Here is a 20,238-nt window from a genome sequence, read left to right on the forward strand (position 1 = left end):
GGCACCACGAGCTTGGAGGAAAAGAGATCCGATGTCTAGAGCCCTGGCTCCTCGCCGTGCCTGATGACCGGCTCGTTGTGCACCGCGGCGTGACCGGTCTTGCCGAGCACCGCGTTGCGGCGGCTGTAGACGAAGTAGACGACGACACCGAGCACCATCCACACGAGGAACCGGACCCACGTGAGCGCGGTCAGGTTCAACATCAGCCACAGGCACGCGAGGATCGAGAGGATCGGCACCAACGGCACGAGCGGCACCCGGAACCCGCGCGACAGGTCGGGTCGCGTCCTGCGCAGCACCCACACGCCCGCCGAGACGAGGATGAACGCGAACAGCGTGCCGACGTTCACCATCTCTTCGAGCTTGCCGGCCGGGAAGAAACCCGCGGCGATCGCGACCAGAACACCGATGATGATCGTGATGCGCGTCGGCGTGCCGTGGCTACCGGTCTTCGCGAGCCCCCGCGGCAGCAGTCCGTCTCGGGACATCGCGAACAACACGCGGCTCTGACCGAGCATCAGCACCATCACGACAGTGGTCAGACCGGCGAGCGCGCCAACGGAGATCACCGTGGCCGCCCAGTCGACACCGTTGTCCCGGAACGCACTGGCAAGCGTCGCGCGCGTGCCGTCCGGCTGGGTGGCGAGCTTCGTGTAGGGCACCATGCCGGTGATCACGAGCGTGACGGCTACGTACAACACGGTGACGATCGCGAGCGAGCCGAGAATGCCCCGCGGCACGGCCTTCTGCGGGTTCTTCGTCTCCTCCGCCGTGGTCGCCACGACGTCGAACCCGATGAACGCGAAGAACACGATGCTCGCCGCGGCCAGCATGCCGAGCACACCGTAAGTGCTGCCCGAGTACCCGGTGATCAGCGAGAACAACGACTGCTCGATCCCCGTGTGCCCAGCGGAACCACCTTCGGCGGCCGGCGGGATGAACGGACTGTAGTTCTCGGCCTTGATGTACCCGATGCCGAGCACGATCACGAGCAGCACCACAGCCACCTTGATCGCCGTGATGACCGCGCTGACCCGCGAGCTCAGCTTCGTGCCGACCACGAGGAGGACGGTGAGCACCGCGACGAGCAGCACCGCACCCCAGTCGAACTTGAAGCCGTCACCGACCTCGGTCTTGACGTTGATGCCCAGCAGGCCGAGCGTCGTCTGCAGGTAGGCAGACCACCCCTTGGCCACGGCAGCCGACCCGACCGCGAACTCGAGCACCAGGTCCCACCCGATGATCCACGCCGCGAACTCACCGAACGTCGCATAGGAGAACGTGTACGCACTACCGGCCACCGGCACCGTCGAGGCGAACTCGGCATAACACAACGCCGCCAACGCACAGGCGACCGCCGCGAGCACGAAACTCAGCGACACCGACGGCCCCGCGAGGTTGCCCGCAGTGCTGGCCGTGAGCGTGAAGATGCCGGCACCGATGACGACCGCGACACCGAAGACCGTGAGGTCCCAAGCGGTCAAATCCTTGCGGAGCTTGGTGTCCGGCTCGTCCGTGTCAGCGATCGACTGCTCGATCGACTTGGTGCGCCACAACCCGTTCCCCGGCACGGTGCATACCTCCTTGATGGACCTGTTCGACTCACCCTAGAGGTATCCAGCATGTGGAACTCCTACTACCGTGTTCGGGCGTTGTACGGAGTTTCACTGTCCCGAAACCTGACAACGCTCGACCGTGATGGTCCGGTTTGGCCGTTGGGGTGCCGGTTCGGTCGCGTTGCGTAGGTGGTTGCGTGGGCTTTTACCGAGCTTTGGTTTTTTCATCGCCGCTTCGCGACGATTGCGATTGGCGCTTGACTTCGGGGCCCTTGCGAGGCGCTGGTCGGCCTTTAAAAGCCGGGCATGTAAAGCGCCCGGCCGATCCGAACACGGTAGCACCTCGCACCCAAAGTCAAGCGCCAATCGCGAGCGTACGTGGTTGAGTTTGTGCGGTCGGATTCCGGAAATTACCGCTTCCCGGTTCTGAATCGGTGCCGCGGGTCTAGCGATTCACTCGATGGTGTTCATTTTCGGTCCTGATATTCACGTGATCTTGCGGTAAATTAGAACACGTGAGCGACCCCAGCCTTCCTCTTCTCTCCACCGGCGAGCTGCTGCGCGGCATCGTCGACGAGGTGACGGAATCCCGGGCGCGTGATTATGTGGTGATGCAGAAAATCGCCGAGTTGAACCGGCGCGGCGCCGCCGCCGAGCTCGGCTACAAAAACCTTGCGCTCGTGCTGCGGGACGCGGTCCGCTGGGACAAGAACACCGCGACACGGTGGGTCGAGCAGGCGGCGAAGCTGAGCGGTGAGATCACCCCGACCGGCAGCGAGATCACCGCAAGGCTCCCGATCACCGCCACGGCCGCCGCCGAGGGCGCCCTGTCGATCGAGCACGTCGCGGTGGTCGCGGAGGCGATGCAGACGCTGCCCGCCGACCGTGAGGCGCAGCTGGTCGACTACGCCCGCCAGTTCGAGCCCACCCTGGTCCGTGCCCTGGGCAAGAAGCTGATCTACGGGTTGTTCCAGAACGATCCCGAACCGACAGATCCCCAGCCCGAGCCCGCCTGCTCCCGTAACCGGCTGGCGTTGCGTCAGACCAGGGACGGGGTGGTGAGGTACTCGGGGACGATGGATCCGGTGACCGGTGCGACGTTGATGGCGGCGCTGGGCCCGCTGGCCAAGCCCCGCCCTGCCACCGCCGAGGGCCCGGACCCGCGGTCGCTGGACGAGCGGCAGGGCGACGCCCTGGCGGAGCTGCTCGATCTGGTGTTGCGGGCGGACGTGCTGCCCGAGCATGGCGGCGAGGCGGTCGCGTTGACGGTGACCGTGGACTATGACGACCTGGCCGAGCAGGCTGGGGCGGCGACGCTGGACAACGGCGTGCACGTCCCCGCCGACCAGGTCCGCCAGCTCGCCTGTAGCGCGGGGATCCTCCCGATCGTGCTGGGCAGCCGGTCCCAGCCGCTCAACGTGGGCCGCCGGTCGCGGCTGTTCACCTCCGGCATCCGCCGCGCCCTGGTCGCCCGCGACCACGGCTGCGCCTTCCCGGGTTGTGGGCGTCCGCCGAAGCACTGCGATGCCCACCACATCCAGCACTGGGCCGACGGCGGCGACACCTCCCTCGACAACGGCGTGCTGCTGTGCCGCCACCACCACACCCTGGTCCACCGCAGCGGCTGGGACGTCACGATCGAACACGGCGTCCCGGTCTTCTACCCGCCCGCCTGGCTCGACCCCGAACGCAGACCCAGACGCAACCAGCTCCACACCGCCGCCTAACCCCGACCGAGGGACACGAGCGGACCCCCACCACCACCTCCACCGCCACGGCCGTGCAGCACCACCACGGCCGTGGCACAACCATGCCCAAAACGCGGGACGGCCAGCAGCGGCATCGGCAAAGACGAAGACAAGAACCGATCCCACTATGGCAATGCGAAGCGAGCCCGTACACCTAATGCCGCGATGGGAAGCGGTAATTTCCGGAACCCGACCGCACAAACTCAACCACGCACGCAGGCGATTGGCGCTTGACTTTGGGTGCGAGGTGCTACCGTGTTCGGATCAGCCGGGCTCTTTATGCCCGGCTTTTTGAGGCCGACCAGCGCCTCGCAAGGGCCCCGAAGTCAAGCGCCAATCGCAATCGTCGCGAAGCGGCGATGAAAAAACCAGGCTCGTCAAAAGGCCGCCCCAGGAAACCCCGAGACGGCCGAAGAACTCACCCGCTGGTAACGGTGGTCCGATCCAAATCCGGCTCCAAGTAGATCAGTCGAGCATGCGGCACCTTGTTCCGCACCCGCATCTCGGCATCGTTGATCGCCTGCGCCACCTCGTCCAACGGCAGCTGCGGCTCCAGTGCGATCTTCGCCGCGACCAGCAGTTCCTCCGGTCCGAGGTACTGGGTCTTGATGTGGATGACCCGTTGCACCTTGCCGGCGGCCAGTTCGTCGCAGATCAGGTCGAGGTCGGCGTCCGAGGCGCCCTCGCCGATCAGCAGCGACTTCATCTCGATGATCAGGATGATCGCGATGACGCCCAGCAGGAGGCCGATGGCGACGGTGCCGAGTGCGTCGAAGACCGGGTCGCCGGTCAGAGTGGTCAGGCCGACGCCCAGCAGCGCCAGGACGAGGCCGAGCAGGGCGCCCGCGTCCTCCAGGAGCACTACGGGGAGTTCGGGGACGCGGGACTGGCGGATGAAGCCCCACCACGAGACGTCGCCCTTGATCTTCTTGGACTCGCTGATCGCGGTGACGAAGCTGTAGGTCTCCAGGCCGATCGCGACTACGAGGATGCCCACGGCGACGATCGGGTTCGAGAGGCCCTCTGGGTGTTGCAGTTTGTGGATGCCCTCGTACAGGGCGAAGACCGAGCCGAGGCTGAAGAGCAGCAGGGCGACTACGAAGGACCAGAAGTAGCGGTCGCGGCCGTAGCCGAACGGGTGGAGCCTCGTGGCTTTGCGCTGGGCCGTTTTCTGGCCGAGCAGCAGGAGGCCCTGGTTCGACGTGTCGGCGACCGAGTGCACCGCCTCGGCCAGCATCGACGACGAGCCGGTGATCAAGAATCCGACGAACTTCGCCGCCGCGATACCGGCATTCGCCACCAATGCCGCGACGATGGCCTTGGTCCCGCCCCCTGCTGACACGCCTGTCTCCTCGCTGACCGGTCCGGTTTGTCCGGTGGTGAACCTTAGTCCGTTCCCGCGGTGGCGCGGAAAAGTTGGGCGGATTCAACACCATCCGGGCGGACGATCACAGCCGGGTCCGATGCGGGCAGCCACACCGACTGGCCGCGTGCCAGTCGCATCGAGTCGCCGCGGGCGTTGGTCAGCACGGCCGCGCCCTCGGTGCAGATCAGGATCTGCGGACCGTCGTGGTTGATCCTGGTCTCGCCGGACACGTCCAGACGCGAGAGCTCGAACTCCGGCGCGGGCGTGCGGTAGACGCGGACGCCGGGCGAGACCTCTTCGCCGGTCAGCACTTCCATGTCGCCGCACGTGAAGTCGAGCACGCGCAGCAACTCGGGCACGTCGACGTGCTTGGGGGTGAGGCCGCAGCGCAGGATGTTGTCGGAGTTCGCCAGGATCTCGACTCCGGTGCCGCGCAGGTACGCGTGGAGGTTGCCGGCGGACAGGAAGATCGCCTCGCCCGGCTGCAGCACGATGCGGTTCAGCAGCAGGGCAGCCAGCACGCCCGCGTCGCCGGGGTAGGACTCGCCCAGCTCCAGGATCGTGCGGCATTCCAGGTCGAACTCGCCGTGCTCCTTCACGTGCAGCACGCACGCGTCGAGCACCTGCGGCAGCAGCGACGAGAGCGACGTCTGCGGCAGGGTGATCAGCATCGTGAACAGCGCGCGCAGGCCTGACGAGTCCGGCTGTGCGACCAGCATTTCGGTGTAGGGCGCCAGCGCGGGGGCGTCCAGGGCGCGCAGCAACGCGATGGTGCGCTCCGGGGCGCGGAAGCCCGCCAGGGCGTGGAACTCCGTCAGGGCGCAGATCAGCTCCGGCTTGGCCGCCGGGTCCTTGTAGTTGCGTACCGAGGCGTCGCGCGGGATGCCCGCCGCTTCCTCAGCGGCGAAGCCCTCTGCCGCCTGCGTGGCGGACGGATGTGCCTGCAGGCTCAGCGCCTCGTCGGCGGCGAGGATCTTGAGCAGAAACGGGAGCCGGCTGCCCCACCGCTCGGCGACACGGGTGCCGAGCTGGCCGTCCGGGTCGGCGTTCAGCAGGTCGAGCAGCGAGCGCTCCACGCCGTCCGCGCCGAGCACGCGGGACGGGTCGCCGGGGTGGGCGCCCATCCACAGCTCGGCCTCGGGATGGGGTGCGGGCACCTCCTTCCCGAGCAGCTCGGCGATGGCCGTGCGCGAGCCCCACGCGTACGGCCTGACCGTGTTGTGCAGCAGGTCCACTTCTCTTCTCAGCTCCCAGACTCAGTACGGGTTGCCGCCGAGAGTGCCGGCGGCAAGCCCGAGGTAAAGCGCGGCCAGCTCGAAGCGGAGCGCGAGCAGCGCGGCACTGACCGCGTCGCCTCCCGCCACCTCGACGGCCGGTTCCAGCACGTCGGCTCCCGGCAGGGCCTCCTCGGCCGCATGCCGCACAGCATCCGCCACCGGGCCCTGGCGCACTGCCAGCAACAGCACCCGGACGAGTCCGCCAACGGTCTCGTCGTCCGGATCGGCGAACAGGTCGGCACCGGAGGTCCCCTGGACCGCGCGGCGGTGCAGCACCGGGCGGGTCAGCGCCTGCGGGTAACCGGCGACGTCGCAGGCGACCCCGGCGAACGCGGCCAGCGCGCCGGCACCCTGCACGCCCACCGACGTGGCGACCTCGTCGAGGCCCCACAGCAGCGGCGTGCGCTCGGCGACGCGCAGCGCCAGCGACTTCGCCGGGTTCACGAACGACTCGTGCATCGGGTGGTCGCGCTCGGCCTCGCGGTCGAGCTCGTCCGCGACGAGGTCCACGTCGACCTTGAGCAGGCCCAGCGCGTTCAGCACCACGATCCACGCTGCGAGCGCGCGGTGGAAGCTGAAGCCGGGCGGCACCTCGACGCGGGGCGCGAGCAGCACGGCCTGACCGGCCGCGGCCGCGGCGACCGGACCGGAGTCCGGGGCAGTCAGCAGCGTCCGCGCGCCGCGCCTGCAGGCGCGGTCGATCGACTCGGCGAGCACCCGGTCACCGGGGTCCTCGGTGTGGGCGAGCACCACGTCGAGCGCGCCGACCCACGGCGGCACCTCGTCGGACACCACCACGGGCACCGAGCAGCCGGGGCCGAGCAACGCCATGACGACTCCCGCGACCGCCACCGCGTGGCCGGGCCGGGTGACCAGCACGACCGCGCGCGGGCGTTCGGAGAAGATCCGGTCCACGCCCGCCTCGGCCGCGGCCTCCGCGGTGGAACGGACCTGTGCCCCTGCCCGTGCGGCAGCGCGCAGCCAGCCGCCGGTGTCGGCGTCGGCGAGGCGGCTCGGGTCGTCGAGCAGCGTGTCGTCGAGCACCGGATCACCCAGCCGAGGGCGGCTCGACCGCCTCGTCCAGCAGGAGCACCGGGATGCCGTCGCGCACCGGGAACGAACGCCCGCACGCGGTGCACGTGAGGAAGTCCGCCTCCGGGTCGTCCGGCGTCCCGACCTGCAACGGCGCGTGCTCAGGGCACGGGCAGGCGAGGATCTCCAGCAACTGCTCTTCGAGCTTGACGGCCACTGTTCTCTCCTCAGGCCCGCACGATCGCGAGGACCTCGTCGCGCAGGGCGGCGACGGCCTCGTCGGTGGCGGCTTCGACGTTCAGGCGCAGCAGCGGCTCGGTGTTCGAGGCGCGGAGGTTGAACCACGACCCGTCCGGCAGCTGCACGGTGAGACCATCCAGCTCGTCGAGCGTGACGCCGTCGCGGGACCCGAATGCGTCCTTGATCGCGGCGATCCGCCCGGCCTGGTCGGCGACCGTGGAGTTGATCTCACCGGAGGCGGAGTAGCGGTTGTAGACCTCCGTGAGCTTCGACAGCGGACCTTCCTGCTCGCCCAGCGCGGCCAGCACGTGCAGCGCGGCCAGCATGCCGGTGTCCGCACGCCAGAAGTCGCGGAAGTAGTAGTGCGCCGAGTGCTCGCCACCGAAGATGGCGCCGGTCTTCGCCATCTCCTCCTTGATGAACGAGTGGCCGACGCGCGTGCGGACCGGCCGGCCGCCGTGCTCGGCGACGATCTCCGGCACCGCGTGCGAGGTGATCAGGTTGTGGATGATCGTGCCGCCGGGGTCCTTCGCGAGCTCGCGCACGGCCACCAGCGCGGTGATCGCGGACGGGCTCACCGGGTCGCCGTTCTCGTCGACGACGAAGCAGCGGTCCGCGTCACCGTCGAACGCGACACCGGCGTCGGCGCCCTCGGCCTTGGTGCGGGCCTGGAGGTCGACGATGTTCTTGGGGTCGAGGGGGTTCGCCTCGTGGTTGGGGAAGCTGCCGTCGAGCTCGAAGTACATGGGGACGATCTCGATGGGCAGGCCCTCGAAGACCTGCGGCACCGTGTAGCCGCCCATGCCGTTGCCGGCGTCCACGACGATCTTCAGCGGGCGGATGCTCTTCAGGTCGACGAGCTCGTTGAGGTACGCCGCGTAGTCCACGAGCATGTTGCGCTCTTCGAACGTGCCCGGCGTGACGCCCTCGGCGTCCGGCACCTGGTTCTCGGCGTCCTGGCGGATCTGCGCGAGACCGGAGTCCTGGCCCACCGGCGAGGCACCCGCGCGGCACAGCTTGATGCCGTTGTACTGCGCCGGGTTGTGGCTCGCGGTGAACATCGCACCGGGCAGGTCGAGCTTGCCGGACGCGAAGTAGAGCATGTCGGTGCTGGCGAGCCCGATGCTGATCACGTTGACGCCCTGCGCCTGCGCGCCCTCCGCGAACACCCGCGAGAGCTCGGGTGACGAGTCACGCATGTCGTGACCGATCACGATGGCTGGTCCACCGACCAAGCGCGCGAAGGCTGCGCCGAAGTCGCGGACCACGCCGGCGTCCAGCTGTTCGCCGACCACCCCGCGGATGTCGTACGCCTTGACGATGCCGGACAGGTCACGCACGCCGCACACTCCCGAAACTCGCTCTTGACGGCCACTGCCACGGGAGCCTACCGGCGAGCAGATCAGCGATGCGTGTGGTCGCTCAGTCCTCGTGCGGATCGGGCAATACCCGCAGGTGGCCGCGCCTGTGGGTGCCCAGGGGCACGTCGGGCACCTTCGGCACCACGTCAGCTCGCCCTGCCTCGCGCACGGCCTCGGCCAGCGCGGTCAGGTCGTCCACAGTCGGCTCGGGCGCCGCGAACTCACCCTGATGCCTCACGACCTCCCAGCCACGCGGCGCCGTGAGCCGCAGGGCGTGCTCCTCGCACAGGTCGTAGCTGTGCGGTTCGGAGTACGTGGCGAGCGGTCCGACGACTGCGGTGGAGTCCGCATAGGCGTAGGTGAGCGTGGCGACAGCCGGGTTAGCACACCCGGTTCGCGAGCACCGTCTCACGCTCCGCACGATCGGGGACGATAGCGCGTCCGCGCGAACCTGTGTGTGAGGCACGCTGTGTTTGCTCGCCCGCGGCAGCAACTAGGCTGCTGGGTTGTGGTGATGGCACGGGGTTCACGTCGACAGAACTCGCCTCGCCGGCGCAACCGCGACCGGCACGGCCGAGGGCTGCGCGGTCCGCTCTACCCGGCCACGCTGCCCGCCGCGCGGTCGCGGGCCGAGCGCTTCGACGCGCTGGTCATCGAGGCCCTCGAGCCGATCGAGGCGCGCTGGCGGACCGAGCTCACCCAGCTCGACGTGGCCGTGGACGACGTGCCGGACGTGCAGGTCGAAGGCGAGGACGGGGTCGTCGAGGACGGCAACGTTCCCCTGGCCCGACTGCTGCCCGCCGGCTCTGATGCCCGCGCCAGGATCGTGCTCTACCGGCGTCCGCTGGAGGCACGCGCGAAGGACGGCGCGGACCTCGCCGACCTGGTGCACGACGTCCTGGTCGAGCAGGTGGCGAACTACCTGGGCCTGGACCCGGACGTGATCGACGAGGGCTGAGACCCCTCTCACACCGCGGTGCGCCGCCGGGTGGGGATCGCGGTCAGGAACGTGAACAGCGCCGCCGCGGCCTGAGCCAGCAGCAGGAAGTCCCGCAGTGTCGTCGACATCTCGACCCTGACCTCGGCGGCCGACGACGGCAGCGGCACCCCGACGAGGTGCCCCCACGCCCGCACGACCGGCACCTGCTGCCCGTCCACGGTGATCCGCCAGCCGGGCTCGTCCTCGGCGGCCAGCACGAGCACCCGGCCTTCCCCACCGGCGGAGACCCTCACGGCGACGTCGGGCAGCGTGACGTTGACCGGCGCCACCCCGGCCGCGGCCGGTTCGGCGGGCGGTTCGCCACCGGTGCGAGCCCGCCGGGCGAGATCGGGCCCGAGCAGCACCCCGGTGTCCGCGGCCAGCCGCACCCTCAGCACCGGCCGCCCGTCAGTGGTGCCGGGCGCGACGGACACCAGTTCCCCGGCAGCGCTGCGCACCCGTGCCGCCGCCTCCTCCGACGGCAGCACGAGGAACGAGACGCCGGAGGAGGCCGCCTGGGCCAGCGTGACCTTCACGACGGCAGCGGCGCCGTCCAGCAACGACGTGTTCCACCGGCGCAACCGCGCGGGAGACGACACCGTGGGCACCAGGTCGTCGTCCCCGAACGCGGGCATCCGCCCGGCGACCTGCCGAACCGGCGTCCCGAGGATCAACACCGACCGCCCGGTCCGCTCCAGCTCGGCTGTCAACGACGACGACAGCTGAGCCCCGCCGTCCGCCTTCAACGGCCCGGACCGGAGATCGAGCAGCCCCGCCACCCCGAGGCTGACCAACGTCACCACGCCCACGACGTACACGGCCCGCCGCACCCTGGCCTGCCCGGCGATTCCCGGCGCCACCCCGCGCCGGCACCCGGCCAGCACCACCCAGACGAGACCCCAGGCGAGGATCACCAACGGCGTTCCTGGCCAGGCCCGCACAGCGGCCACGGCCGCCAGGGCACCGATCGCCAGGACGATCACGAACAGGCCGGGCAGCATGGCGGCGTTGGGCCGCAACACCCCGGCAGCGAACCCGGCCGCCACGAAGACCGAGCACACGATCAGGTTCGGCGGAGACGACTCGAAGGCCGCCCCGAGCCCGTTCAGGACCATCTCGGGGTGCTGCAACAGCACTGCGGGCCACGGCAACAACAGCGCCATCGGTAACAACACGATGGCGAACAACGCGGCGATCCGCCGTGCCCCACCGGACACCGCGATGAACCCGCCCAATGCTCCGACGATCGTCACGACGTGGGTCAACGGCGAGAACGCCCCGAGAACCGCAACGCCGAGCGCCGTGCCAGAGGCCATCGGCAACCAGGCGTGTGTGGACGACGCGCGCAAGACCGCGTAGACCCCGGCGAACACCACGGGCGTCACGACGTGGACGACGACAACGTCCAGCCGTCCCTCGGCCACAGCGGTCGTGGCCACCGGCAGCAACCCGTAGAAGGCCGCCACGACCGCGCGCACGGACCGCCGCACGCGCATACCCCGTGACGCGATGTAGGCCGACAACGCGGCGAGCGGGATGTCGCCGAGCAACAACATCGCGACGGCGAACGAAGGCCCACCGGGAATCAGCCCCAGGACGGCCAGCGCAGCGGGAGCCGGAGCCGCGGTGCCACCGGACACCGGATGCCACGACGCGAGGTACGTCGACCAGACCGAGCCCAGAGACCCGACGGGCAGCAGCCGTCCACCGGCCAGCGAAAGCCCGAGGCGGGACCAGTTGGCCACGACCGCGACCGCGGACAGCCCCAGCACCAGCAACACCGGCGGCGCCAGCAACAACGAGCGCAGCACGCGCGACTGGTCGACCTCGACGAAGACCATCTCCGGACCACGCGGCCCCGGCGACGGACGAGGTCGTGGCGACGGGCGCAGAGCACCGGGCAGCGCCGCGTCGACCGGCACGACGACCGCGGGCCGGCGCAGACCGGCGACCCGCGGACGGCCGCGGGAGGCACCGGCGGGCAGCGCCGACGGCCCCACCGGACGAGAGTCCACTTCGGACGGTTCGAGCCAGGCCGAACCGGCGTCGGACGCGGGCAGCCTGCCCAGCGCGGCGTCGGCCTCGACCCGGCGGCGGATCAGGAACGTGGCACCCGCGCGCACGGCGTTGCGGAACCTCGTCAGCCGCGAGGTGAACAGGCCGCGCACCACCGCGGAACCCCGGCGGGCCCGACGCCCCTCGAAGAGCCGGCCTCTGGTCAGGAGGTAGCGGGCGGCACCCACTTCGGCGTGGGCGTCGGCGAAGCGTCGGAGGAACAGGAAACCCGACGCCCTCAGCAAAGACAGGAACAGCAGGCGCGGAAGTCCTATGAGGAACGAGAAACCCGAGGTGTTGACCAGAAAGGTACGCATGCCGTGCGCGCGGTCGACGCCGCGGAACGACGGCCCTGGCCGTGCCATGGCCGCGTCCAAACGACGTGCGCCATTGGTTGCGGCACGGGCGTGACGCATTCGGGCAACGGGAACGCACAGCACCAAATGACCGGCACGGTTCACGCGCCAGCCGAAGTCGAGGTCGTCGCGCAGCAGCGGCATCGCCTCGTCGTAGCCGCCGAGTGCGTGCCAGACCTCGCGGCGGATCAACGATCCCGCCGACGAGACCGCGAGCACCTCGGTGCTCTGCTGGAACGACGCGGAATGCTCGGCCGACGAGAGGCCCGTCTGCCGATGTCCCGACGAATCGGTCGACAAACCCGCCTCGACCACGAGACGAGAATCCACCCAATCGAGGCACAGCGGACCCAGGACGGCAGCCGACGGCGACACCTCGGCCGCGGTCAGCAGAGCGGCCAGGCAGTCGGGTTCGGGCGCGCTGTCGTCGTGCAGCAACCACAGCCACTTGCCGGGGTCGCCCCACCGGTCGACGGCGTGCTCGACGGCGATGCGCACAGCGGTGCCGAAGCCCGTGCCGCGCGGCACGGTCAGCACGCCGTCCAGCAGATCTTCCGCCTCCGCCAGCACTTTCGCCGTGCGGTCGGTTGATCCGGTGTCGACCGCGATCACGTTCCTCGGGCGAATTCGCTGACGCCGCAACGCGGACAGCGCCGTGCTGAGCCACTGGTCGCCGTCGTGGCAGACCAGGACGCACAGCACCGGCGCGGTCCGGAGCCTCGGGTGAGGACTTGTCACATCCTCAAGTTAAGGCACAAAGATCACACTTCTGCCCTGCTAGACGGCTCGCTTCTTCAGCTTGCGGCGTTCCCTCTCCGAGAGACCGCCCCAGATGCCGAAGCGCTCGTCGTGCTGGAGCGCGTACTCGAGGCACTCCGACCGGACCTCGCAGCCCAGGCAGATGCGCTTCGCCTCCCTCGTCGAACCACCCTTTTCGGGGAAGAACGCCTCGGGATCCGTCTGTGCGCAGAGCGCACGCTCCTGCCAGTCTTGCTCGTCGGCGGGGTCGAACAGGTACGAGAGTTCGCCCTGAACCACCGGCTGCGCGACGTGATCTTCTTCGAATTCCTGCATTTCGTCCGCCTCCTCGCCTTCCGCTCTCCCCGGTTGGCGGACGCCAGACGCCGCTCCCACAACGACGAATGACACCGATGTGATTACACCTGCGTCACAGCAGGGGGTCAAGTGGAGTCCACACGTCGGGGGATATTCGCGCGAATGGCCGCCAAAACCTTGACTGGCAGCACGGACAGTGATCCACGCGTCGCAACTGGTCCCCGATCGGCCCACCACGCCAGCCGACACGCCACACTGGAGGGGTGAAGCGATCAGCGGTGCGACCCAGTCCACTGTTCCTCGGCCTGCTCGCGGCGACCGTCGCCGGAGGGGCCCTCACCCTCCTCGAAGGCGATGTCGCCATCATCGCGGGCACCATCCTGTTCGTACTCGCCGGCTGGGCGGTGACGCTGTGCCTGCACGAGTTCGGGCACGCCGCCGTCGCCTACAAGGGCGGCGACTTCTCCGTGCGGGACAAGGGATATCTGACCCTCGACATCCGCCGCTACACCGATCCGGTGCTGAGCATCGTGCTGCCGCTGGTGCTGCTCGCGTTCGGCGGCATTCCACTTCCGGGTGGCGCTGTGTGGATCAACCACCACGCGCTGCGCTCGAAGAAGATCGAGTCGTTGGTCTCACTCGCGGGACCGATCACGAACCTCGTGCTCGGGGTGATCCTCGCCGGAATCGTCACGGTGTTTTCGCCGCCGGCCGCGCTCGCCGGCGCAATTTCGTACCTGGCTCTGTTGCAGGTGATCGCGTTCGTGCTCAACATCCTGCCGATTCCCGGTTTGGACGGCTGGGGTGTTTTGGAGCCGTTCATGTCGTACCAGGCGCAGCAGTTCGGCGCGAAGGCCCGGCCGTGGGCGCCGCTGATCCTGTTCGCCGTGCTGATCGCCTTCGCCGAGGTGAACCGGCTCTTCTTCGCGCTGGCGACGACGGTCTTCGAGCTGATCGGCGGCAACTCGAGCTCGGCGGGCTCCGGTGTGGTCGCGTTCATGTTCTGGCGCTACCTGTAGGCCGCGCATCGCACTGTGGAAGCATGGCGCGGCGTGAAGGTCGTAGCACTGGTCGGCGGGGTCGGCGGCGCGAGGTTCCTGCAGGGCCTCAAGCAACTCGGGGCTGACGTCACCGCGGTGGTCAACACCGGCGATGACGTGTGGATGCACGGGCTGCGCATCTGCCCCGACCTCGACACCTGCATGTACACGCTGGGCGGCGGGATCGACACCGAACGCGGCTGGGGCCGCGAGAACGAGTCGTGGACCGTCAAGGAGGAGCTGGCCGCCTACGGTGCCGAGCCGACGTGGTTCGGGCTCGGCGACCGGGACATGGCGACGCACCTCGTTCGCACCAGGATGCTGCGCGCCGGGTATCCGCTGTCGGCCGTGACCGAGGCGCTGTGCGACCGGTGGAAGCCGGGCGTGCGGCTGCTGCCGATGTCCGACGACCGCGTGGAGACCCACGTCGTGGTCGAGCTGGACGGCGAGCCGAAGGCGATCCACTTCCAGGAGTGGTGGGTGAAGCACCGGGCCGGTGTGCCCGCGCGGTCGTTCGCGTTCGTGGGCGCGGAGGCCGCCACCGCCGGGCCCGGTGTGCTCGAGGCGATCGGCGAGGCCGACGCGGTGATCCTGGCCCCGTCCAACCCCGTCGTGAGCGTCGGCACGATCTTGAACGTGCCCGGTGTGCGGGACGCGCTGCGCAAGACCGAGGCCGGTGTCGTGGGCCTGTCGCCGATCATCGGCGGGAAGCCGTTGCGGGGCATGGCCGACGCTTGTTTGGACGCGATCGGTGTCGAGACCTCCGCCGAGGCGGTCGGGCGGCTCTACGGCTCCCGCAAGTGCTCTGAAGACGGCATTCTCGACGCGTGGCTGGTGCACACCGGCGACCGCGCCGACGTGCCCGGTGTCGCGGTTCGCGCCGTCCCGCTGCTGATGTCCGATGTGGACGCCACGGCGCAGATGGCCAGGGACGCGCTGGAGCTGGCCGGAGTCGACGTTGACTGATCACGCCGCCGCGGCGCTCGAACTGCTGCCGGTGCCGGGCCTGCCGGAATTTCGCCCCGGCGACGATCTCGCCGGCGCGATCGCCGCGGCCGCGCCGTGGCTGCGCGACGGCGACGTGCTCGTCGTCACGTCCAAGATCGTGTCCAAAGTGGAGGGACGGCTCGTCCGCGTGCCGGCCGACCCCGAGGAGCGGGACAGGATCCGGCGCGAGCACGTCGACGCGGAGTCGGTGCGGGTGCTCGCCCGCAAGATGCGGACGCTGATCACCGAGAACAAGCTCGGCGTCGTACAGGCCGCGTCCGGCGTCGACGCCTCGAACGTGGCCGGCGACGAGATCGCGCTGCTGCCCGTCGACCCGGACGGGTCAGCTGCGGCGCTGCGCGGTGCGTTGAAGAGCCTGCTCGGTGTCGAGGTCGCGGTGGTGATCACCGACACGATGGGCCGCGCGTGGCGGGTGGGCCAGACCGACGCCGCGATCGGCGCTGCGGGCATCCGCGTGCTGCACGACTACGCGGGATCGGTGGACCAGCACGGCAACGAGCTGGCCGTGACGATGGTCGCGATCGCCGACGAGATCGCGGCTGCCGCTGATCTCGTGAAGGGCAAGCTCGGCGCGGTGCCGGTCGCGGTGCTGCGCGGGTTCGACGTGGTGGACGACGGCTCGACCGCCCGCGACCTGACCCGGCCGGCCGAGGAGGACCTGTTCCGGCTCGGCACCGAGGAGGCGCTGGCCCAGGGCCGGGCCCAGGCCGTGCTGATGCGCCGATCCGTGCGGTTCTACTCGTCCGAGCCGGTGGATCTCGCCGTGGTCAAGCGTGCTGTCGGAGCGGCGTTGACCGCGCCCGCGCCGCACCACACGAAGCCGTTGCGGTTCGTGCTGGTGCGGGAGAAGCGCGACGAGCTGCTGCGGGCGATGCGCGAGCAGTGGTCGAGTGACCTGCGCGGCGACGGGTTCACTCCCGACCAGATCGCGCGCCGGCTGAAGCGCGGCGACCTGCTCGTGGAGGCGCCGGAGATCATCGTGCCGTTCCTCGTGCGCGATGGGGCTCATGCGTACCCGGACGAGCGCCGGTCCGAGGCCGAGAAGACGATGTTCACGGTCGCCGGCGGTGCCGCGGTGCAGGGCCTGCTGGTGGCGCTGGCCGCCGAGGGCCTCGGCTCGTGCTGGGTGTCGTCGACGATCTTCTGCGCCGATGTGGTGCGCTCCGTGCTGGGCGTGCCGGACGACTGGGAACCGCTGGGCGCGGTGGCCGTCGGGCACCCGACGGAACCGCTGACGCCCCGTGAGCCGCTGGAAGGGCTGATCGAGCTGTGACTCTGCACGCCGACGCGGTCGCCACGCTGAGCCGGTTCACCGGCCAGGACGCGTTGAAGGAGGCCTACCTGGGCTTCCTGGCTGCCAGAGAGGACGCCTGCCTGCGGTCGTGCGAACCGGGACACCTCACCGCGTCCGCGCTCGTGCTGGACGCCACCGCGGAGCACGCGCTGCTGACGCTGCACCCGCGGGTGGGCCGGTGGCTGCAGCTCGGCGGCCACTGCGAGCCGGGCGACGACTCCTTGGCCGCGGCGGCGCTGCGCGAGGCCACCGAGGAGTCCGGCATGCGCGGCCTGCGGATCGAGCCGACGCCGATCCACCTCGACGTGCACCCGATCACGTGCTCGCTCGGCAAGCCGACGCGGCACTTCGACGTGCGGTTCCTGGTGCGGGCGCCGGTCGGCGCGCGGCCGGTGCGGTCCGCCGAGTCGGTCGACCTGCAGTGGTGGCCGCTGGACTCGTTGCCCGCCAACGTGGACGACCTGCACCCGTTGATCGAGTCGGCGCTGGCCCGTCTCCGCTAGAACTTGCGGTAGTCGCGCGGCGAGAACCTCGGGGCTCGCCGCGGCCGTTGCATGCCCGCGGCCTCCAGGTAGCGCACTGCCCGGTGGCGCTGCGGTTTGTACGGCTCCAGCAGTTCCATCATCCCGTCGTCGTCCACGGGTTTGCCGGTCAACGCCCAGCCGACGTTCTTCGCGACGTGGTAGTCGCCGACGCTGACAGCGTCCGGGTCGCCCCACGACCGTTGCGCGACCTCTGCCGATGTCCACACGCCGATGCCGGGAACCTTCTCCAGCAACTCCCGGCTGCGCATCTCGGCGGCTTTCTCCAGCCGGTGCGCCACCTGCGCGGCGTTGATCAACGTGCGGCGGCGGGCGCCGTCGAGGCCGCACTGGTGCCACTCCCAGTCCTGCAGACCCAGCAGGCGGTGTGGTGTCGGCGGAACCTTCAGCGCGAGCGGGCCCGGCGCGGGCTCGCCGAAGCGACGGCCCAGCTCACGCCACGTCCGGAACGCCTCCTTGCCGGTGACCTTCTGTTCCAGGATCGAGGCGAACAGCAGGTCCCAGACGCGGCCCGTCGCGCCCAGGCGCAGGCCGGGACGTCGGCGGCGGGCCTCGGCGACGATCGGGTGGTGCGCGACGAACTCGTCCAGCGGGTCGTCCGCGCCGAGCAGGGCGGGCAGGCCGTCGAGCAGCCACAGGCCGCCGTCGCCCCAGGCTTCCGCCTCGATCGTGTCCGTACGGCGAACGTGCAGGGTTCCCGGGCCGCACGGCGTGTTCGCCGCGAACCAGATGCCGCCGTCCGTGGAGAACGACGGGTCACCGGGTCCGCGGCGCAGCGGTCCGAGCACCGCGCCCAGATCGAGGGGGAACGGTGGTGTCCAGGAACGACTAGGCATCCGTGGAGAAGCGCACGCCGGCCTCTGGCAGCACCACGCCCGGCCAGACCCGCGCCCCGCCGATCAGCTCGCACCGCGCCCCGATCACGGCCGAGTCGCCCACCACGGCGTCGCGCAGCACCGCACCGGCCTGCACCAGCGCGCCCGCGCCGACGATCGAGCGTTCCACCACGGCATTCTCGCCGACGACAGCGCCGTCGAACAGGATCGCGCCGTCGAGCACCGCGCCGTCCGCGACCGTGCACCCGGCGCCGACCGTGGAGCCACCGCGCAACGTCGCGCCCTCGTGCACGGAGGAGCCCTCCAGCACCAGGAAGTCGCCGGGCTGGGCCACCGCGGCCGACGGCGCGATGCCGCGCACCAGGTCGGCGGAGCCCTGCGTGAACGCCTCCGGCTTGCCCAGGTCGAGCCAGTACGTGGCGTCGACGTGGCCCTGCAGGCGACGGCCGGCCTCCAGCAGACCGGGGAACGTCTCGCGTTCCACCGACACCGGGCGGCCCGCCGGGATGGCGTCGATCACCTCGCGGCGGAAGACGTAGCAACCCGCGTTGATCTGGTCGGTCGGCGGGTTTTCGGTCTTCTCCAGGAACGCCTGCACCCGACCCTCGTCGTCGGTCGGCACGCAGCCGAACGCGCGCGGGTCCGCGACCTTCACCAGGTGCAGCGTGACGTCCGCCTCGTGCTTGCGGTGCGTTTCGACGATTCCCGTCAGGTCGACTCCCGACAGGATGTCGCCGTTGAAGACCATCACGTCGGGTTCGCGCAGCTTGTCCGCGACGTTGCGGATCGCGCCCGCCGTGTCGAGCGGCACCTCCTCGACGACGTACTCGAGCTCCAGCCCCAGCCTGGAACCGTCACCGAAGTACTCCTCGAACACCTCGGCCTTGTAGGACGTGCCGAGCACCACGTGGGTGATCCCGGCCTCCTTGATCCGCGACAGCAGGTGCGTGAGAAACGGCACCCCCGCGGTCGGCAGCATGGGCTTGGGAGCGGACAGGGTCAGCGGGCGAAGACGGGTGCCCTTGCCCCCGACCAGCACCACAGCTTCGACGCCGTGCACCTTTTTCCTCCTCCGCGTTACAGCGAGCCGTTCGACGGAATACTCTGACACGAAGCAGATCGTCATACGGGATCTGGTCCCGGCAAGGAGCTAAATCCGACATGGACCCCCGCGACCGGGCCGACGCCATGCTCGCCCGCGCCCGCGCACGTGGGCGGAACATCGTGACACCGGACAACATGACGTCCCCGATGGACGCGTCCGACACGCTCCAGATCCCTCGCACGCTGGTCAACGCCGTGGACCCGCGGCTGGACCCGGACTCGACGATGATCCTGCCGCCGGGACAGATGGGACAGATGGGGCAGCAGCGGCCACCCCAGCCGATGCGGGCCCAGCCCGTGCAGGCTCAGCAGCCGCCCCAGCAGCCGTTGCCGCAGCAGCCGAGGCCGGTCGCGGATGACGCGGAGATCACCCAGGTCGTGCAGCCGGGTGTGATCCCCACCGTCTCGAACCACCAGCAGACCCGCAGCTCGCTGTCGCAGCGCCTCAGCGGAGACATGTGAGGGCTAACGCCCTGCCCAGTCACGCCACACCACACCGCGGGCGATCTTCGACCGCACGCCGATCACGAGTCGCTGGACGACCGTCACCGGCATTCTGAGCAGCACCTCGCCGAGCACTCGCAACCGCAGTCCGATCCGGAAGTTCGCCGCGTCGGGCACGTTCCCGCGCACCGGCAGCAACGCCGTGATCGCCAGGAACCGCGCGAACTCGCGCAACGCCACCAGAATCGGCGCGCACCGCAACAGCATCAGCAACCGGTTCCGCTCGTTCCACCGGTGGAAGAGCGGAGAACCCGGCTGTGTGCTCGCCCCGTGCCGATGCCGCACCCGCGCCGGTCCGACCGAGATCACCCGATGCCCGGCCAGCCGCAGCCGCCAGGCCGTGTCGGTGTCCTCGTAATAACAGAAGAAGTCGGCCGGCACACCGCCCACAGCGCGGAGCTCGGACGTCCGCAGCAGAGCCGCGCCACCGCAGAACCCGAACACCTCGCGCCCGGCGAGCACCACGTCCTTGCCGTGGCCGTCCGAGGTCAACGCCACACCGACGGACTGCGTCGAGCCGTCCGTCAGCAGGATCGACGAGGTGGCGGCGGCCGCGTCCGCCTCGGCCTCCAGCGCGTTCTCCAGCTCGGTCAGCCACGACGGATCCGGCACGGCGTCGTCGTTGAGCCACGCGACGTACGGGGTGTCGATCATGCCGAGCACGGCGGCCAGACCGCCCGCGTAGCCGCGGTTGCGCGGCAGCCGCACGACCTCATGTCCGCTGATCAACGAGGCTGTGCCGTCATCGGACGCGTTGTCGACAATGATCGTCCTATGTGGACTCTTCTGGGCTGCGAGAGCGTCCAGGCAGGCCGTGATGTGGTCACGTCCGCGCCACGTCACGACCACCACGGTGCTGAGTGCCGACACGGCGTGAGACGGTA

The 20,238-nt window shown here is 69.9% G+C and carries 19 protein-coding genes; 7 read left to right on the top strand and 12 right to left on the bottom strand.

Annotated features, from left to right (window positions below):
- Nucleotides 1-35: 35 nt before the first annotated feature.
- A complete protein-coding gene (locus JOD27_RS15980; protein WP_204763037.1) occupies nucleotides 36-1,571 on the bottom strand; it encodes an amino acid permease in 1,536 nt (511 codons plus the stop codon).
- Between the two features lie 500 nt (nucleotides 1,572-2,071).
- Between JOD27_RS15980 and JOD27_RS15985 the strand changes: the two genes are divergently transcribed.
- The gene (locus JOD27_RS15985; RefSeq protein ID WP_204763038.1) at nucleotides 2,072-3,283 is read left to right on the top strand and encodes an HNH endonuclease signature motif containing protein; all 1,212 of its coding nucleotides are present in this window, start codon (nucleotides 2,072-2,074) and stop codon (nucleotides 3,281-3,283) included.
- A 439-nt stretch (nucleotides 3,284-3,722) separates the two neighbouring features.
- On the opposite strand, the gene JOD27_RS15990 is transcribed toward JOD27_RS15985, so the two are convergent.
- The 6 genes from JOD27_RS15990 to JOD27_RS16015 all read right to left on the bottom strand — a co-directional run bounded on the left by JOD27_RS15990 (nucleotide 3,723) and on the right by JOD27_RS16015 (nucleotide 9,001).
- Nucleotides 3,723-4,646: a cation diffusion facilitator family transporter gene (locus tag JOD27_RS15990; RefSeq protein WP_204763039.1), complete on the bottom strand. Its 924-nt coding sequence runs from the start codon at nucleotides 4,644-4,646 to the stop codon at nucleotides 3,723-3,725.
- A 44-nt stretch (nucleotides 4,647-4,690) separates the two neighbouring features.
- Complete coding sequence (manA, locus tag JOD27_RS15995) at nucleotides 4,691-5,905, bottom strand: mannose-6-phosphate isomerase, class I (RefSeq protein ID WP_204763040.1); 1,215 nt, start codon at nucleotides 5,903-5,905, stop codon at nucleotides 4,691-4,693.
- A gap of 21 nt (nucleotides 5,906-5,926) precedes the next feature.
- Nucleotides 5,927-6,991, bottom strand: coding sequence for an SIS domain-containing protein (locus JOD27_RS16000; protein ID WP_204763041.1), 1,065 nt, complete (start codon nucleotides 6,989-6,991; stop codon nucleotides 5,927-5,929).
- Between the two features lie 4 nt (nucleotides 6,992-6,995).
- Nucleotides 6,996-7,196, bottom strand: a complete 201-nt coding sequence (locus JOD27_RS16005; protein WP_204763042.1) for a Trm112 family protein — start codon at nucleotides 7,194-7,196, stop codon at nucleotides 6,996-6,998.
- Nucleotides 7,197-7,206: 10 nt separating this feature from the next.
- Complete coding sequence (locus tag JOD27_RS16010) at nucleotides 7,207-8,559, bottom strand: phosphomannomutase/phosphoglucomutase (RefSeq protein WP_204763043.1); 1,353 nt, start codon at nucleotides 8,557-8,559, stop codon at nucleotides 7,207-7,209.
- An 82-nt stretch (nucleotides 8,560-8,641) separates the two neighbouring features.
- Nucleotides 8,642-9,001 (bottom strand): DUF3499 domain-containing protein, encoded by a 360-nt coding sequence (locus JOD27_RS16015; RefSeq protein WP_204763044.1) that lies wholly within the window; start codon nucleotides 8,999-9,001, stop codon nucleotides 8,642-8,644.
- Between the two features lie 93 nt (nucleotides 9,002-9,094).
- Between JOD27_RS16015 and JOD27_RS16020 the strand changes: the two genes are divergently transcribed.
- The gene (locus JOD27_RS16020; protein WP_204763045.1) at nucleotides 9,095-9,538 is read left to right on the top strand and encodes a metallopeptidase family protein; all 444 of its coding nucleotides are present in this window, start codon (nucleotides 9,095-9,097) and stop codon (nucleotides 9,536-9,538) included.
- Nucleotides 9,539-9,546: 8 nt separating this feature from the next.
- Here the strand turns inward: JOD27_RS16020 and JOD27_RS16025 are convergent, their stop codons facing one another.
- Nucleotides 9,547-12,708 carry a glycosyltransferase family 2 protein gene (locus JOD27_RS16025; RefSeq protein ID WP_204763046.1) on the bottom strand — a complete coding sequence of 1,054 codons (3,162 nt, stop codon included), beginning with the start codon at nucleotides 12,706-12,708 and terminating at the stop codon, nucleotides 9,547-9,549.
- 39 nt (nucleotides 12,709-12,747) lie between these two features.
- Complete coding sequence (locus JOD27_RS16030) at nucleotides 12,748-13,044, bottom strand: WhiB family transcriptional regulator (protein WP_045315329.1); 297 nt, start codon at nucleotides 13,042-13,044, stop codon at nucleotides 12,748-12,750.
- Between the two features lie 245 nt (nucleotides 13,045-13,289).
- On the opposite strand from JOD27_RS16030, the gene JOD27_RS16035 reads away from it, so the two are divergent.
- Genes JOD27_RS16035 through JOD27_RS16050 form a run of 4 tightly spaced genes read left to right on the top strand, consistent with a single transcriptional unit; the run spans nucleotide 13,290 to nucleotide 16,871 of the window.
- Complete coding sequence (locus tag JOD27_RS16035) at nucleotides 13,290-14,045, top strand: site-2 protease family protein (protein ID WP_204763047.1); 756 nt, start codon at nucleotides 13,290-13,292, stop codon at nucleotides 14,043-14,045.
- 33 nt (nucleotides 14,046-14,078) lie between these two features.
- A complete protein-coding gene (gene cofD / locus JOD27_RS16040; protein WP_204763048.1) occupies nucleotides 14,079-15,032 on the top strand; it encodes a 2-phospho-L-lactate transferase in 954 nt (317 codons plus the stop codon).
- Nucleotides 15,025-16,347, top strand: coding sequence for a coenzyme F420-0:L-glutamate ligase (locus JOD27_RS16045; protein WP_239567165.1), 1,323 nt, complete (start codon nucleotides 15,025-15,027; stop codon nucleotides 16,345-16,347). The genes cofD and JOD27_RS16045 overlap by 8 nt, the downstream gene beginning before the upstream one ends.
- Nucleotides 16,344-16,871: an NUDIX hydrolase gene (locus JOD27_RS16050; protein WP_204763050.1), complete on the top strand. Its 528-nt coding sequence runs from the start codon at nucleotides 16,344-16,346 to the stop codon at nucleotides 16,869-16,871. The genes JOD27_RS16045 and JOD27_RS16050 overlap by 4 nt, the downstream gene beginning before the upstream one ends.
- Here the strand turns inward: JOD27_RS16050 and JOD27_RS16055 are convergent.
- Together JOD27_RS16055 and manB are read right to left on the bottom strand one after the other, a co-directional pair.
- Nucleotides 16,868-17,746: a DNA-3-methyladenine glycosylase family protein gene (locus tag JOD27_RS16055; RefSeq protein ID WP_204763051.1), complete on the bottom strand. Its 879-nt coding sequence runs from the start codon at nucleotides 17,744-17,746 to the stop codon at nucleotides 16,868-16,870. The genes JOD27_RS16050 and JOD27_RS16055 overlap by 4 nt on opposite strands.
- Entirely contained in the window at nucleotides 17,739-18,806 is a 1,068-nt protein-coding gene (manB, locus tag JOD27_RS16060) for a mannose-1-phosphate guanylyltransferase (RefSeq protein ID WP_307830150.1), read from the bottom strand. Before manB ends, JOD27_RS16055 begins: the two co-directional genes overlap by 8 nt.
- 101 nt (nucleotides 18,807-18,907) lie before the next feature.
- On the opposite strand from manB, the gene JOD27_RS16065 reads away from it, so the two are divergent.
- Nucleotides 18,908-19,312 carry a hypothetical protein gene (locus JOD27_RS16065; protein ID WP_204763053.1) on the top strand — a complete coding sequence of 135 codons (405 nt, stop codon included), beginning with the start codon at nucleotides 18,908-18,910 and terminating at the stop codon, nucleotides 19,310-19,312.
- 3 nt (nucleotides 19,313-19,315) lie between these two features.
- Here the strand turns inward: JOD27_RS16065 and JOD27_RS16070 are convergent, their stop codons facing one another.
- The gene (locus JOD27_RS16070) at nucleotides 19,316-20,224 is read right to left on the bottom strand and encodes a glycosyltransferase family 2 protein (protein WP_307830151.1); all 909 of its coding nucleotides are present in this window, start codon (nucleotides 20,222-20,224) and stop codon (nucleotides 19,316-19,318) included.
- Between the last annotated feature and the right edge of the window lie 14 nt (nucleotides 20,225-20,238).

This window comes from Lentzea nigeriaca (assembly GCF_016907955.1).
GTDB lineage: Bacteria > Actinomycetota > Actinomycetes > Mycobacteriales > Pseudonocardiaceae > Lentzea > Lentzea nigeriaca.

Excerpts from the sequence above, each read along its gene's own strand:
- JOD27_RS16020 (WP_204763045.1), top strand. The coding sequence starts at position 9,095 with ATGGCACGGGGTTCACGTCGACAGAACTCGCCTCGCCGGCGCAACCGC.
- JOD27_RS16030 (WP_045315329.1), bottom strand. The coding sequence starts at position 13,044 with ATGCAGGAATTCGAAGAAGATCACGTCGCGCAGCCGGTGGTTCAGGGC.
- JOD27_RS16055 (WP_204763051.1), bottom strand. The coding sequence starts at position 17,746 with ATGCCTAGTCGTTCCTGGACACCACCGTTCCCCCTCGATCTGGGCGCG.
- JOD27_RS16065 (WP_204763053.1), top strand. The coding sequence starts at position 18,908 with ATGGACCCCCGCGACCGGGCCGACGCCATGCTCGCCCGCGCCCGCGCA.